The following is a 14749-nucleotide window of genomic DNA, read 5'->3' as shown; positions in this document are numbered from 1 at the left end:
GGTGACAGCGGCTTTACATGTGCCGCGCTGTGAGGATGATCTATATAGGGTTATCAAGTGTGATGACCGCGCTTTTGTGTGGCGCAGCGGGCGTCTGTGGCGTTCTGGTGGCAGGTTAGTACAAAACGATCTCACCATTAAATAAAACATTGAGCCAGAACTACTCAACTCAATTATTAGTAGCTGCAAAATTATTAATAGCTGCAAAATCACAGCAGCAATTCAGGTTCAGCCACCTCTGATTTTCGCCGCTCCGTATGAAATCACATAGCCAACTATTAATGCTCCGATACACCCGGTAAGTTTCAGCCATGTGCTTTCAAACCAGAAAAAAGAACCCATAGCAAAAATCACAGACAAAAAAGGTAATGGTTCCTTCAATTGCGTGGGACATTAACGATTTTACAAATTTCATCTTGTATTCCTTTACAATTAATAGGATGTCCTTCGATGAACACAAGGTAAGGCTCTAATTGTCGTTCAACGAGGAAATAAACCATATCTAAATTCTCTTTTGATACCCTGGCGTGCGTAGCCGGATATTTGTTTTTCATCCTTCTTGACGCTCTTGCTGACTCTTCAATTATCCCCTGTAACATCACCACGTTTAGAGAGGCTGAAGCACTGAATCGGATGAAATGCCTGTATGCCTCGTCAATAGCCAACCGACGCAACATCATACTTGCTGTTGTCTGTGCCAATGTAATTTGCCCGGCTGTTCGTCCTGCAATGCTTCCAGCGCCGTACCCCAATTTATTGTTAACAGCCTCCTTTCCTTCATCATCGAGCTTTTGATAAAACCAGGTGAAAACAAGAGTAATTAGTCTGCGTAAAGGTGACTCAGCATTACCCAGGCTTTTGAGCATATAGAAAAAACGCTCCGTCTCAGCCTGATTTCTTTGTTTAGCACTCTGCCCTGCGAGTCCGCTCCCCTCCCAACTTCTGACCATACCCATGTAAGCTGTATTTGGTATGGAAGATATCCCATCGAGAATTCCCAGTGCAGCCTGTTTAATGTCCATATATCATCCCTGCGGTCCTGAATCTGTACGAATAATAACTAAAGTTCATGAGTGCTTCCAGACGATTTCTTGAGTTTACCCGCCAGCCAGAATTTCCTCCTGTGCCACGCCAGATCTGTCATTTCGCCAGATGATGTAAGCAAAACCAGTAACATCAAAATGGCAGAGACTTTATGCCCGGTCTGGGTCTGATCATTATTAAGATGTTATCGTAATCACTCATTTTTCACGGCAGACTCCTGGTAAATCAGGAGGAAGATAAAAGAGAAACGTGAAATGCTGACTCATTGCAATCAGGTATACATGCAGAAGAAATAACAGCTTATTAAAAAAACATGAGATTCGAAGGGGATGAATTTGTGCAAAAAACCATTCTGATTACAGGTTGTTCGAGCGGTATTGGCCTGGTTGCCGCCCACGATTTACTGGCGCGGGGCTACCGGGTGATCGCCGCCTGCCGTAAAGCAGAGGATGTCGCCCGCATGGAAACACTGGGCTTTACCGGGCTGCAACTGGATCTCGACGATCCGCAAAGTGTGGATCAGGCCGCCGACACAGTGCTCGCGCTCTGCGATAACCGTCTGACGGCGCTGTTTAATAACGCCGGATTTGGTCTCTATGGCCCGCTGCACACCCTCTCCCGCCAGCAGCTGGAACAGCAGTTTTCCAGCAACTTTTTCGGCGTCCATCAGCTGACACTGCGTCTGTTACCCGCGTTGCAGGCCAGCGGCGATGGCCGCATTATTAATACCAGCTCGGTGCTGGGGCTGATCTCCACGCCAGGCCGGGGCGCCTATGCCGCCAGTAAATATGCGCTGGAAGCCTGGAGCGATGCGCTGCGGCTTGAAGTGCGCAGCCGCGGCATCCGGGTCAGCCTGATTGAACCGGGTCCGATTCAGACCCGCTTTACCGACAATGTGACGCAGGGCGAACAGCATAACCCGGTGCGCAACCCTGGCATCGCGGCACGTTTTACCCTGCCACCGGAAGCCATTCTGCCTAAACTTCGTCATGCACTCGAGAGTAAACATCCGCGTTTACGCTATCCGGTGACACTGGTCGCACACATAATGAGCCTGTTGAAACGGTTACTCCCCGGCTGGATGCTGGATTGCATTTTGCGCAGCCATTAATCAGCCATGCGCAATAGCGCTTGAAGCCGGGCCAGTTGGCCCCATATTCTTAGAACACTTTTTGCAAAGAGACTTATCCATGTCACCACAAGCTTCTATCATCGACATCAACGAATCTAACCTGCAGCAGACCCTTGAGCAGTCGATGCAGCTGCCGGTGCTGTTCTACTTCTGGTCTGAGCGCAGCCAGCACTGTCAGGATCTGACGCCCGTGCTGGAGCGCCTGGCGCAGGAGTACGCGGGTCAGTTTATTCTCGCAAAACTGGATTGCGACAAAGAGCAAAGGGTGGCGTCGCAGTTTGGTCTGCGTTCAATCCCGACCGTCTATCTGTTCCAGGATGGTCAGCCGGTTGATGGCTTCCAGGGACCGCAGCCGGAAGAAGCGATCCGCGCCCTGCTGGAAAAAGTCCTGCCGCGCGAAGAAGAGCTGAAAGCGCAGCAGGCGATGGCGCTGATGCAGGAAGGTAAACCGCTGGAGGCGCTGCCGCTGTTAAAAGATGCGTGGCAGCTGAGCAATCAGTCCAGCGAGATCGGTTTCCTGCTGGCTGACGTACTGATTACCCTGAACCGCAGCGATGAAGCGGAAGCGGTGCTGAAAGTGGTGCCATTGCAGGATCAGGATACCCGCTATCAGAGCCTGATGGCGCAGATCGATCTGCTGAAACAGGCAGCGGATACGCCGGAGATTCAGCAGCTGCAATCCCAGCTGGAGGCTGACCCGACTAACGCCGGGCTGGCTGCTAAACTCTCGTTACAGCTGCATCAGGTGGGTCGTAATGAAGAAGCGCTGGAACTGCTGTTCAGCTTCCTGAAATCCGATCTTAATGCCGCTGATGGCCAGACGCGTAAAATGCTGCAGGAGATTCTGGCGGCGCTGGGTACCGGCGATGCACTTGCCGCGCGTTATCGTCGTCAGCTCTATTCCCTGCTCTACTAAGCGGCAGCACCCCGGGCCGAAGCGACTCGGCCCGTTAATCTGACAACGCGGAGGTTGTATGATAACTGTAATTCCTGCCCTGATTATTCTGGCGCTGGTGGCGGTCTGGGCCACCGTCAAGATCGTGCCACAAGGTTTTCAATGGACGGTTGAGCGCTTTGGCCGTTATACCCGCACCCTGCAGCCAGGATTAAGCCTGGTTGTGCCGTTCATGGATCGTGTCGGTCGTAAGATCAACATGATGGAACAGGTACTGGATATTCCCTCGCAGGAGATCATCTCCAAAGACAATGCCAACGTCACCATCGATGCGGTCTGCTTTATTCAGGTCGTTGATCCCGCGCGTGCCGCGTATGAAGTCAGCAATCTTGAGCAGGCGATTCTTAACCTCACCATGACCAATATGCGTACCGTGCTTGGCAGCATGGAGCTGGACGAAATGCTGTCACAGCGCGACAGCATCAACACCCGCCTGCTGCATATCGTGGATGAAGCGACCAATCCGTGGGGCGTCAAGATCACCCGCATCGAGATCCGCGATGTGCGTCCGCCGCAGGAGCTGATTGGCGCGATGAATGCGCAGATGAAAGCGGAGCGAACTAAACGCGCCGATATTCTGACAGCCGAAGGGGTGCGACAGGCGGCGATCCTGCGCGCTGAAGGGGATAAGCAGTCGCAAATCCTCAAAGCAGAAGGTGAACGGACCTCGGCGTTCCTGCAGGCAGAAGCGCGCGAACGTCAGGCTGAAGCGGAAGCTAACGCCACTAAGATGGTCTCGGAAGCGATCGCATCAGGTGATATTCAGGCCATTAACTACTTTGTGGCGCAGAAATATACCGATGCGCTGCAAAAAATCGGTGAAGCCAACAACAGCAAAGTGGTGATGATGCCGCTGGAGGCGAGCAGTCTGCTGGGTTCGATTGCGGGCATCGGTGAACTGCTGAAGGAATCACGCACTGAGTCGAAACGCTGATGCTGGTCGATATTATCGCGCATCCGCACTGGTTCTGGCTGACGCTGGGTGGGTTACTGCTGGCGGCTGAGATGCTGGGCACCAGCGGTTACCTGCTCTGGAGCGGGCTGGCGGCGGTCATCGTCGGCCTCATTGAGTGGTTTGTGCCGGTAAGCTGGACGGCGCAGGGCTCTCTGTTTGCTGCGATGACGCTGGTCTGCGTCTTTTTTATGGTATCGCTGGATGCGCCACCGTGAAGCGCGTCAGAAACCCAATGCCCTGAACCAGCGCGGCAGTCAGATGATCGGGTTGCAGCTGACGCTGGATACCGCGCTGCATAACCGCACCGGCCATGTGCGGATCGGGGACAGCAGCTGGCGGGTTGAGGCGGAGCAGGATCTGCCTGCGGGCACAGCAGTGGTCGTAACCGGCATTGAGGGGATTACGCTGCGTATTCAGCCACGCTGACCGCAGCACCCGGCCAGATTGTTGATAATAGGACATTCGGCGCCGTCATCGCCGGGACAGGCCTCTGCCAGCGCCAGCAGGCGAGCCCGCATGACGTGTAGCTCTTCAATATGCGCCGCAATCTCCTCCGCTTTCTGCAGAGTACGGGCTTTTACATCGGCACTGTGGCGCGACGGATTGTTAAACAGCGCCACCAGCTCACGACACTCATCCAGCGTGAAGCCAACCTGTCGCGCCTGACGTAACAGGTTCAGCTCCTCAAGATGGTGTCCATTGTAGCTGCGGTAGCCATTTTCACTGCGCAACGGCGGCGTCACCACCCCCTTCTCTTCGTAAAAACGTATCGCCTTGCTTGTCAGCCCGGTCTTTTTTTGCCACATCGCTGATGTTCATTTTCGTCCCCTTGACCTTCCCCTTGATGGAAGGTTTATGCTTAAGCATGAATCGAAAATGACCAATCGGTCAAATGGGATTACAGAAGGAGTTGATTATGTCACACACTATCTCTTTGGCACTGGACGGCTTGTCCTGCGGCCACTGTGTCAAACGTGTCAAAGAGGCACTGGAACAACGCGATGATGTTGACCAGGCCGACGTGACCCAACAGGAAGCGCAGGTTTCCGGTCACGCAGATGCGGCCGCGCTGATCGCCACCGTGGAGCAGGCGGGTTATCACGCGACGCTGAAAACCGCGGACGCTTCCCCAAAGTCTGAACCGTTGACAGCATCAGAGCCGCCGCCGGAGGCGCTGACAACGGAGACTGCTTCCCGTCCGGCAGGAACAACCCTCCCCACCCATATGCTGCTGATTGAGGGCATGACCTGCGCCAGCTGCGTGAGTCGGGTGGAAAAAGCACTGCAGCAGGTCGCAGGCGTCAGCCAGGCGCGCGTCAATCTCGGCGAACGCAGTGCGCTGGTGCTGGGCGACGCTGATCCGCAGCAGCTGGTAGCGGCCGTCGATGCCGCGGGTTATGGCGCGCAGGTGGTGGATGACGAGCAGGAGCGACGTGAGAAGCAGCAGCTCAGCGCCCGCAGCGCGATGCGGCGTTTCAGCTGGCAGGCTGCTGTCGCCCTGGCGTTTGGCCTGCCGCTGATGATCTGGGGCATGGTGGGCGACAACATGATGCTCACCGACCACAACCACGGCGTCTGGCTGACGCTGGGCATCGTGACTCTGCTGATCATGATCGTCACCGGCAGCCATTTTTACCGCAGTGCCTGGCGCAGTTTACGCAATGGCAGCGCCACCATGGATACGCTGGTGGCACTCGGCACAGGCGCCGCCTGGATTTACTCCTTTAGCGTGGTGCTGTGGCCCGACTTTTTCCCGCCACAGGCGCGCCATCTCTATTTCGAAGCCAGCGTCATGATCCTGGGCCTGATCAATCTGGGGCATGCCCTGGAACAGCGGGCGCGTCAGCGATCTTCTAAAGCGCTGGAAAGATTGCTGGATCTGACGCCAGCCCAGGCGCGGCAGGTTGATCCACAGGGCGACAGGCTGATTCCGGTCAGCGAAGTGCAGCCCGGCATGACGCTGCGGCTGGTCACCGGCGATCGGGTGCCGGTCGATGGCGAGATCGCTACCGGTGAAGCCTGGTTTGATGAAGCGATGCTGACCGGCGAAGCGGTGCCGCAAAGCAAGACCCCGGGCGCAGCCATCTTTGCCGGCACCCTGGTGCAGGATGGCTCGGTAGAATTTATTGCCCGGGCGACGGGTAATCACACCACCCTGTCGCGCATTATCCGGCTGGTGCGTCAGGCACAGAGCAGTAAACCGGATGTGGGCCGTCTGGCGGATCGCATCTCCGCCGTTTTTGTCCCGGTGGTGGTATTGATCGCACTGCTCAGCGGCGCAGTGTGGTATCTGTTCGGACCGCAGCCACAAATTGCCTACATGCTGGTGATCGCGACAACCGTGCTGATTATCGCCTGTCCTTGTGCATTGGGCCTGGCAACGCCGATGTCGATTATTGCCGGTGTTGGCCGCGCCGCAGAGCTGGGGGTGCTGGTGCGCGACGCCGATGCCTTGCAGCGCGCCAGCCAAATCGACACCCTGGTGTTTGATAAAACCGGCACACTTACTGCCGGCAAGCCGCAGGTGAGTGACGTGCAGGTCTGGGGCGATGCCACCCGTGAATCAGTATTAACGACCGCGGCTGCGCTGGAGTTCGCCTCGGGTCATCCACTGGCGAAAGCGATTGTCGCCGAAGCGAAACTGACCCAGCCGCCTCTGTTAGCGCAATTTCGTACAATACGCGGCAAAGGGGTCAGCGGTAGTCTGGATGGCAGAACGCTGCTGCTGGGTAATGCCGCGCTGATGCAGGATAACGGCGTCGATTACCAGGCGGCGGAAGCAGAGATTGCGCGGCTGACGCAACAGGGTGCAACGCCGGTGTTACTGGCTGAGCAGGGCCAGCTAACCGGGCTTATCGCGCTGCGCGATCAGCTTCGACCGGAAAGCGGCGCAGCTCTGAAGCGACTGCATCAGCAGGGTTATCGCCTGATTATGCTGACTGGCGATCATGAAAATACCGCGCGCGCCATTGCTGCCGAGGTCGGTATTGATGAAGTAATTGCGGGCGTGATGCCGGAAGGCAAAGCGGCTGCAATTGAACAATTACAGCAGCAGGGCCGTCGCGTCGCGATGGTGGGTGATGGCATCAATGACGCGCCCGCACTGGCGCAGGCCGATGTGGGCATTGCCATGGGTGGCGGCAGCGATGTGGCGGTGGAAACCGCGGGCATCACGTTGATGCGTGCCGACCTGAACAGCGTGGCAGACGCGTTAGCGCTCTCTTCCGCGACCCTGCGCAATATCCGGCAGAACCTGTTTGGGGCATTTATCTATAACAGCATCGGCATTCCGGTGGCAGCGGGTGTGCTCTATCCGCTGACCGGTACCCTGCTCAGCCCGATTGTGGCGGGTGCAGCGATGGCGCTCTCCTCCATTACCGTGGTCAGCAATGCTAACCGCCTGCTGCGTTACCGGCCACCGCGCGAGTGATCGCCGTTTCAGCGCTGTTTTTCACGCGCTGAAGTCGCTAGCATGGGGTTTTGAATCGCAAAGGACCGGGAATGACAGGCAACATCTGGCGCTCACTGCGCGGCTTTATCAGCCAACTTTTTCCCGCCAGTTACCGCTGGCCTGCGATGGATGTCCGGCTTGGCGATCGTCAGCTGCATCTGGTCGGCAGCATCCACATGGGGACGCGCGACATGCAGCCGTTGCCCGCCCGTCTGCTGCGTCAGTTGCAGCAGGCGGATGCACTGATTGTGGAAGCGGATATTACGCAGGGTGGTTCACCCTTTGATCACCACGGCGATCGTCCTGCGCTCTCCACCCGACTGGATAGCCACGCGATGCAAACGCTCACCGCACTCTGTCAGGAGATGAGCCTCAATCTGAGCCTGTTTGATAATCTGCCCGCCTGGCAGGTGGCGCTGATGTTACAGGCGCAGCAGGCACAAAGGCTGGGATTGCGACCTGACTACGGCATCGATTATCAGTTGTTGCAGGCCGCGAAAGGTCTGAACAAACCGGTGATTGAACTGGAAGGCGCAGAGGCGCAGATCGCCCTGCTGACTGCGCTGCCAGATGATGGCATGGCGTTGTTGCAGGATACGCTGCTGCACTGGCACACCAATGCGCGCCTGCTGCAGATGATGGTGAGCTGGTGGCTCGATACGCCGCCACGCCAGCCGGAAATCACCCTGCCCGCCACCTTCAGCCAGGCGCTGAATGATACGTTGATCGGTCAGCGAAATGCGCAGTGGTGTGACCGGCTTCAGGGGTTATCGGCGGGAAACTATGTGGTAGCGGTCGGTGCTCTGCATCTCTACGGCGAAGATAACCTGCCTGAGATGCTGAAGAAGCCCTGAAAAAAAGAGAGCCGATAATATTATCGGCCCGTCAAAGAGGAATTTGTTTATGATTTTGGTTATCGCTCAGCAATCAGATTGCTGGCGCGCGGCTAATTTTCACTCAAAGAACAAAGTTTCGCCACCTTTTTCCACGATTCTGCGTAATAAGATTATTCTTAGTAAGGAACCTGTATGACGCCCGCCGTAAAATTGCTGGAAAAACAAAAAGTCAGCTTCACCCTCCATCCCTATGAGCATGACAGCAGCGAAACCCATTTTGGTGACGAAGCGGTACGTAAACTCAATCTGGATGCGCGCCAGGTCTATAAGACGCTGCTGGTGGCGCTGAATGGCGAGGCAAAACAGCTGGCAGTGGCGATTACGCCGGTATCGACGCAACTGGATCTCAAGAAAGTGGCAAAAGCGCTGGGCGCGAAGAAAGCGGATATGGCCGACCCACAGCTGGCCCAGCGGGTCACTGGCTATCTGGTGGGCGGCATCAGTCCGCTGGGCCAGAAAAAACGGCTGCCTACGGTGATCGACCACTCAGCCAGCGCGTTTGACGCCATGTTTATCTCAGGCGGCAAGCGTGGGCTGGATATCGAACTGGCTCCCCAGGATCTTTCACGACTGCTGGACGCCCCGTTTGCGGATATCGCCCGCCACGACTAAACCCGTGGCTGGGCGCAGAGCTGATCGATCATCCAGCGACCCGCCGGACCGGGTGGCGTACGGCGTGACCAGACCACCTCAATGGCGATATGCTGCGGCCAGCCCGGCATCGACAACTCTTTCAGAACGCCATGACCAAACTGTTTCACCAGCCAGCGCGGCAGAATCGTCCAGCCAAATCCCTGCTCCGCCATCTCCAGCAGTAACAGATAGGTCGGTGCCGACCAGATGCGGCCCATTGGCGCGGGTTCAGATGCCTCAACCCAGGTATTTAATCGCAGGTGACGAACCCCTTCCAGCTCGCTTTCGCTCAGGGTCTTAAGCTGAGCCAGCGGATGATCGCGATGTAAAAAAGACCGCCATCTGTGCTTCAACCTGCAGTCGCGCCACGGCAATATCCACCGGCAGATTGGGCTGTGCCCGCACCACGCCCAGATGTACCCGCCCGGCCTGCAGCAGATCCAGCACATCACCATCCTCGGCAATCATGACCTCCAGTTCAATCTCCGGATAACGGGCATCAAATTGCCTGAGCAGATGCTCGTGATGATCGGTTTGCCAGAAGTCTGACATGGCAAAACTGAGCCGGGGTTCAACGCCCTGCGACAACCGTATTGCCAGCGCATCCAGCCGCTCGCTGGCCGCCAGGATCTGCTGAACCTGAGGAATAACGCGGCGTCCCTGCTCGGTGAGAACCGGCTGACGCCCTGCCCGTTCAAACAGCGCAAAGCCAAGGTCGTCTTCAAGACTGGCTACCGCCGCGCTGATGGTGGACTGACTTTTACCCAGCGCGCGCGCAGCGGCAGAGAAAGAGCCGCTCGCCACAGTCTGCATAAAAGCCTCAAGGGATTCCGGGGAGTAACGCATCTGAACCATCGCTTTTTTCGATAGGTGTTCATTTTATCTTAGCATTCCGACGTGTGAAAATGCGCCGCATTATTGAAGGAGAACTCACAATGCGTACCCGCTCACTTAAAGAACGTATTCTTCATGCTGTCTGCTTTGAAACACTGGCGATTCTGACCGTTTCGCCGCTGGCGGCATGGGCAATGAATAAACCGCTGTTTCAGATGGGATCGCTGGCGATTATGCTCTCTACGGTCGCGATGCTATGGAACATGATTTACAACAGCGGATTTGATCGCCTCTATGCGCCAGGCCAGAAACGTGGCCCGGGCGTGCGTGTATTACATGCGCTGGGGTTTGAAGGTGGATTTATCCTGATTGGTCTGCCCATTGCCGCCTGGATGCTGGATATCTCTCTGGGTCAGGCTTTCCTGGTCGAAGTGGCCTTTTTCCTCTTCTTCCTGCCCTACACCATGGCCTACAACTGGGTGTGGGACAAACTGCGCGAGCGCTGGATCAGACGTCACCCCTGCCGGGCGTAAGAAAAACGGGAGGCGCAAGCGCCTCCCGGTCAGTTCAATGCGTGGCGGCTGTTTCGTTCCCCCCACGGCCAGATCCACGCCAGGATCATTTTTGGATAGTTACGCTTGCGCGCTTTTTCCGCAGCTTCATCCCGCGCCCGGATCTGCTCATCGCTCAGATGCACAATCTGCCCTTTCGGCTGATAGTCGCTGGCTTTGACCGGCGAGTGCGTCTTGATCCAGTCACGCAACACCTGCGCATCAACTGCTCCGCTGTTGAGATAACCCGCATGATTATCCAGACGCGGATAACCGTCGCCGCCAGCCGCATTGAAGCTGTTGGTTGCCATGCGATAATGCTGCGCATCCTGCAGCGGTTTACCGTTAATGCTGACGTCGCTGACATGTTTACCGTCTGCGGTCAGGCTGATGCCGGCAAACTGGGCGTAGCCGCCTGAGTCAGGCTGAATATTAGCGACCACATCCAGATATTTTTTGATCTCCGCCCCGGTCAGGCTGACCGAGACCACCTGATTGCCAAACGGCTGGACCTGCAGCAGGTCACGCCAGCTCAGCTTGCCCGATTTCAGCGAGGTGCGAATACCGCCACCGCTCATCACCGCAAAATCGGCTTTGGTGTGCGCCATCTGGGCGCGCAGAATCAGCTGGCCGAGATTCGTCTGCTCAAAGCGAACCTGCTCTTTTTCACCGCTGAAGCTGCCGTCGGCGCTACCGACATTCACGGTTAACTTCGCCTCAGCCCGTTTCTGGAATGGCATCAGCAGTTTCATCATGGCGGTGTTTTTCGGGATCTCTTCCTGCCAGGTGAGCCAGGTTTCGCTGCCATCCGCGTTCTTTATCTGATGTTTAAGGTTGACCGGCACCAGCTGATAAGCCTCCAGCGTCACCTGCCCGTTACGGAAGGTGAAGTCACCACGTCCGACATATTTGCCCCATTTATCCGCCTGCATTATCCAGATCCCGTTCTGCTGATCGGGTTTGCAGGGCTGGCCCGGCTGATAATTTTTGACGCTGACGTTCTCTTTTTCCATGCAGACCGCATCATGCGAATGACCACCCACAATCAGATCGATGGTGCCGGCAGGCAGGCTGCGCGCCAGGGTGACGTCATCAATGCCATTGCTGCCATGCTTACCGTCGTCATAATGACCAAGGTGGGTCAGCGCGACAATCACGTCCGGCTTCTCTGTGGCGCGCAGTTCGGCAACCGCCTTCTCCGCCTCCGCAATCGGATCGCGGAACTCGGTATCCGTCAGGCCCGCCGGATTGGCCAGTTTCGCCGTATCCGGGGTGATCAGCCCGACCACCGCAATTTTCAGCCCGAGACGATTGAATACCGCCCAGGGCTTAAACAGGCGCTGACCGGTACTTTTCTGATAAACGTTGGCGGCGAGCAGCGGGAATCGCGCCCACTTCTCCTGCTTGCGCAGGACCGCGATGGGCTTGTCGAACTCATGGTTGCCCAGCGCCATGGCATCATAGCCAATCAGGTTCATCGCGCGAAAATCGGGTTCAGCATCCAGCTCATCGGACTCCGGCACGCCCGTGTTCACATCACCGGCAGAGAGAATCAATGCGCCGCCGCCTCTGGACTGCACATCGTAGCGCATCGTATCCATCAAGGTTTTCTGCGCCGCCAGACCATATTCACCCTGCTCAGTAAACCAGAAATGACCATGCTCATCGTTGGTGTGCAGCAGGCTGAAACGATAGGTGCGATCGGCCTGGGCGGCCTGTGAAAACAGCGGCATCAGGGCCACCAGTAGTGCCACGCCCGCCCCTGTCCATTTAGATAACAACACTGTGATTCTCCTTAATTTGCCGTCTGGCCCGATTTTCTGCCGGCTTGCCCCACTGTGTCGCACATTCCCCCCGGCGAACTCAAGGCCAACGCACATCCGCCTGCCTTTGTATGCCGCTCTTTTTTATCTCCGGACCGCTTTTGCTGAGCATGACAATAGCCGCAAGGCCGCGCCAGTGTCAGACTGGTTTGTTCCGGATAAGCCAGAACGGGTAGCCAGGTCTGATGTTAACCAGTTATTTACCCCTGCAAAAGTGCCGCTGACGGGCTTTACCCTGTCTGTGCGCGCATTTAACCCTTATTTTTGTCATACCCACGGCATTTAGGGATGCTAATTTTTATTTACCCGGACCGCTTTAAACCGTCAAATCAGCCAATATTATGGATAATGAACAAAAACACCCTTTCGATTGTGCATTTGACTTTTTTTCCTGCTTTTTTTAGGGTATTCCCGCAAATTGCTCAGCGAAAGAATAGATTTTGTTTTAAACTCATTTGTTACAAGCGGATACATTTGTATACAAGGAGACAGGCATGCATCACACCACACCGTTGATCACTACCATTGTCGGAGCACTGGTTCTGGCATTTCTCCTTGGGATGCTGGCGAACCGCCTGCGTATTTCGCCCCTGGTTGGCTACCTGATGGCTGGCGTGCTGGCTGGCCCTTTTACTCCCGGCTTTGTTGCCGATACCAATCTGGCTCCTGAACTGGCAGAACTCGGCGTGATTCTGCTGATGTTTGGTGTCGGCCTGCACTTCTCAATGAAAGATCTCATGTCGGTAAAGTCGATAGCCATTCCCGGTGCCATCGCACAGATCGCGGTCGCGACGTTACTGGGAATGGGCTTATCGTGGACAATGGGATGGTCGTGGATGACCGGCCTGGTGTTTGGTCTCTGCCTCTCTACCGCCAGTACCGTGGTGTTACTGCGCGCGCTTGAAGAGCGGCAACTGATCGATAGCCAGCGCGGGCAGATTGCGATTGGCTGGCTGATTGTTGAAGATCTGGTGATGGTGCTGACGCTGGTTTTGCTGCCTGCGATTGCCGGCATGATGGAACAGGGCAACGCCAGCGCCGGACTGCTGGCCTGGGACCTGCTGTGGACCATCGGCAAAGTCGCCGCCTTTATGGTGCTTATGATGGTGGTGGGACGTCGTGCCGTTCCCTGGATCCTCGCCCGCAGCGCCGCCACTGGCTCGCGTGAACTGTTTACTCTGGCGGTATTAGCGCTGGCGCTGGGCATCGCCTTTGGTGCCGTTGAATTCTTTGATGTTTCGTTTGCGCTGGGCGCGTTCTTTTGCCGGTATGGTGCTGAACGAGTCGGAACTGAGCCACCGCGCCGCGCGCGATACGCTGCCGCTGCGTGATGCCTTTGCCGTGCTGTTCTTTGTCTCGGTCGGCATGCTGTTTGACCCGTCGATTCTGGTGACGCAGCCGCTGGCGGTGCTGGGCGCGCTGGTGATTATTGTGGTGGGTAAATCGGTCGCCGCCTGGCTGCTGGTGTCGCTGCTCGGCCATTCACGTCGTACGGCGTTGACCATTTCGGTCAGTCTGGCGCAGATTGGTGAATTCGCCTTTATTCTGGCCGGTCTGGGTATCTCGCTGGGCCTGCTGACTGACGAGGGCCGCAACCTGGTGCTGGCCGCCGCCATCCTGTCGATTATGCTTAATCCGATCCTGTTTACCCTGCTGGAGCGTTTCCTGGCGAAAACGGAGACGATGGAAGAGCAGACGCTGGAAGAGGCGATTGAAGAAGAGAAGCAGATCCCGGTGGATTTCTGCAATCACGCGGTGATTGTGGGTTACGGCCGGGTGGGCAGTCTGATTGGTCAGAAGCTGCTTGAAGCCAATGTTCCGCTGGTGGTAGTTGAAAACTCCCGCGCCCGTGTTGAAGCGCTGCGCGAGCGCGGTATTAAGGCGGTGCTGGGTAATGCAGCCCGCGCTGACACCATGGAACTGGCCCGACTCGACTGCGCCCGCTGGCTGTTACTGACTATTCCGAATGGCTATGAAGCGGGTGAAGTGGTCACCGCCGCGCGTGAAAAACATCAGAATATTGAGATTATCGCCCGCGCCCACTATGACGATGAAGTCGAGTACATCATGGAACGGGGTGCTACACGCGTGGTGATGGGCGAACGTGAGATCGCCAGCAGTATGCTTCAAATCCTGCAGGATGAGATGACCCAGGGCGAAGATTTACAGCCCTGCGATGTCGTGCGCTGATTCGTGTTAAGCAAAGCCTGGCAGGCTTCTGATATATCAAAACCAGGGTAAATTTTACCGCAACGAATAAACTCAACACGCAGGGAACACGGGCAGAAGAGGAAAGCGTCCCGCCGACCGGGACAAAAACGCCGGGAGCGTTTTTGAACAACGCAATGCGTTGGCCCGGCGACGGGCGCACCTCAGGGATGAGGTGCGTACTAAAAACGCCGGGAGCGTTTTTGAACAACGCGAAGCGTTGGCCCAGCTATGGGCGCACCTCAGGGATGAGGTGCGTAGTCGTGC

The 14749-nt window shown here is 56.4% G+C and carries 9 protein-coding genes and 4 pseudogenes; 9 read left to right on the top strand and 4 right to left on the bottom strand.

Translation table 11 applies throughout. From position 1 onward, the window contains the following. Positions 1-377: 377 nt before the first annotated feature. Complete coding sequence (locus JNO11_RS04315) at positions 378-1022, bottom strand: hypothetical protein (RefSeq protein ID WP_033779638.1); 645 nt, start codon at positions 1020-1022, stop codon at positions 378-380. Positions 1023-1381: 359 nt separating this feature from the next. Between JNO11_RS04315 and JNO11_RS04310 the strand changes: the two genes are divergently transcribed. The 4 genes and pseudogenes from JNO11_RS04310 to JNO11_RS04295 all read left to right on the top strand — a co-directional run bounded on the left by JNO11_RS04310 (position 1382) and on the right by JNO11_RS04295 (position 4512). Continuing rightward, entirely contained in the window at positions 1382-2155 is a 774-nt protein-coding gene (locus tag JNO11_RS04310) for an SDR family oxidoreductase (protein ID WP_325176958.1), read from the top strand. A gap of 79 nt (positions 2156-2234) precedes the next feature. Continuing rightward, positions 2235-3092 carry a co-chaperone YbbN gene (locus JNO11_RS04305; RefSeq protein ID WP_325176957.1) on the top strand — a complete coding sequence of 286 codons (858 nt, stop codon included), beginning with the start codon at positions 2235-2237 and terminating at the stop codon, positions 3090-3092. 58 nt (positions 3093-3150) lie between these two features. After that, complete coding sequence (locus JNO11_RS04300) at positions 3151-4065, top strand: SPFH domain-containing protein (protein WP_010259065.1); 915 nt, start codon at positions 3151-3153, stop codon at positions 4063-4065. Then, positions 4065-4512, top strand: a pseudogene (locus JNO11_RS04295) (NfeD family protein). The gene JNO11_RS04300 and the pseudogene JNO11_RS04295 overlap by 1 nt, the downstream one beginning before the upstream one ends. Here the strand turns inward: JNO11_RS04295 and cueR are convergent. Next, a pseudogene (gene cueR, locus JNO11_RS04290) lies at positions 4500-4905 on the bottom strand (Cu(I)-responsive transcriptional regulator). The pseudogenes JNO11_RS04295 and cueR sit on opposite strands and share 13 nt — an antisense overlap. A 97-nt stretch (positions 4906-5002) precedes the next feature. Between cueR and copA the strand changes: the two are divergent. The 3 genes from copA (at position 5003) to ybaK (ending at position 9045) form a co-directional block, all read left to right on the top strand. After that, complete coding sequence (gene copA, locus JNO11_RS04285; protein WP_325176956.1) at positions 5003-7516, top strand: copper-exporting P-type ATPase CopA; 2514 nt, start codon at positions 5003-5005, stop codon at positions 7514-7516. A 71-nt stretch (positions 7517-7587) separates the two neighbouring features. After that, on the top strand, positions 7588-8391 hold the full coding sequence (locus tag JNO11_RS04280; RefSeq protein WP_010259069.1) for a TraB/GumN family protein: 804 nt from the start codon (positions 7588-7590) through the stop codon (positions 8389-8391). A 174-nt stretch (positions 8392-8565) separates the two neighbouring features. Next, on the top strand, positions 8566-9045 hold the full coding sequence (gene ybaK / locus JNO11_RS04275) for a Cys-tRNA(Pro)/Cys-tRNA(Cys) deacylase YbaK (RefSeq protein ID WP_022626098.1): 480 nt from the start codon (positions 8566-8568) through the stop codon (positions 9043-9045). On the opposite strand, the pseudogene JNO11_RS04270 reads toward ybaK, so the two are convergent. Continuing rightward, positions 9042-9912: pseudogene (locus JNO11_RS04270) on the bottom strand (LysR family transcriptional regulator). The gene ybaK and the pseudogene JNO11_RS04270 overlap by 4 nt on opposite strands. Before the next feature lie 89 nt (positions 9913-10001). Between JNO11_RS04270 and JNO11_RS04265 the strand changes: the two are divergent. Then, entirely contained in the window at positions 10002-10433 is a 432-nt protein-coding gene (locus JNO11_RS04265; RefSeq protein ID WP_022626100.1) for a multidrug/biocide efflux PACE transporter, read from the top strand. A 29-nt stretch (positions 10434-10462) separates the two neighbouring features. On the opposite strand, the gene ushA is transcribed toward JNO11_RS04265, so the two are convergent. Beyond that, positions 10463-12235, bottom strand: coding sequence for a bifunctional UDP-sugar hydrolase/5'-nucleotidase UshA (gene ushA / locus JNO11_RS04260; protein WP_325176955.1), 1773 nt, complete (start codon positions 12233-12235; stop codon positions 10463-10465). Positions 12236-12768: 533 nt separating this feature from the next. Here ushA and ybaL point away from each other — a divergent pair. Beyond that, positions 12769-14464 (top strand): annotated as a pseudogene (gene ybaL / locus JNO11_RS04255) (YbaL family putative K(+) efflux transporter). Positions 14465-14749: the final 285 nt, after the last annotated feature.

Origin of the sequence: Pantoea sp. 1B4, assembly GCF_016925765.1 — a bacterium.
Taxonomy (GTDB): domain Bacteria; phylum Pseudomonadota; class Gammaproteobacteria; order Enterobacterales; family Enterobacteriaceae; genus Pantoea; species Pantoea agglomerans.
This window is presented reverse-complemented; position numbering and strand designations above follow the sequence as displayed.

Excerpts from the sequence above, each read along its gene's own strand:
- JNO11_RS04315 (WP_033779638.1), bottom strand. The coding sequence starts at position 1,022 with ATGGACATTAAACAGGCTGCACTGGGAATTCTCGATGGGATATCTTCC.
- JNO11_RS04305 (WP_325176957.1), top strand. The coding sequence starts at position 2,235 with ATGTCACCACAAGCTTCTATCATCGACATCAACGAATCTAACCTGCAG.
- JNO11_RS04300 (WP_010259065.1), top strand. The coding sequence starts at position 3,151 with ATGATAACTGTAATTCCTGCCCTGATTATTCTGGCGCTGGTGGCGGTC.
- copA (WP_325176956.1), top strand. The coding sequence starts at position 5,003 with ATGTCACACACTATCTCTTTGGCACTGGACGGCTTGTCCTGCGGCCAC.
- JNO11_RS04280 (WP_010259069.1), top strand. The coding sequence starts at position 7,588 with ATGACAGGCAACATCTGGCGCTCACTGCGCGGCTTTATCAGCCAACTT.
- ybaK (WP_022626098.1), top strand. The coding sequence starts at position 8,566 with ATGACGCCCGCCGTAAAATTGCTGGAAAAACAAAAAGTCAGCTTCACC.
- JNO11_RS04265 (WP_022626100.1), top strand. The coding sequence starts at position 10,002 with ATGCGTACCCGCTCACTTAAAGAACGTATTCTTCATGCTGTCTGCTTT.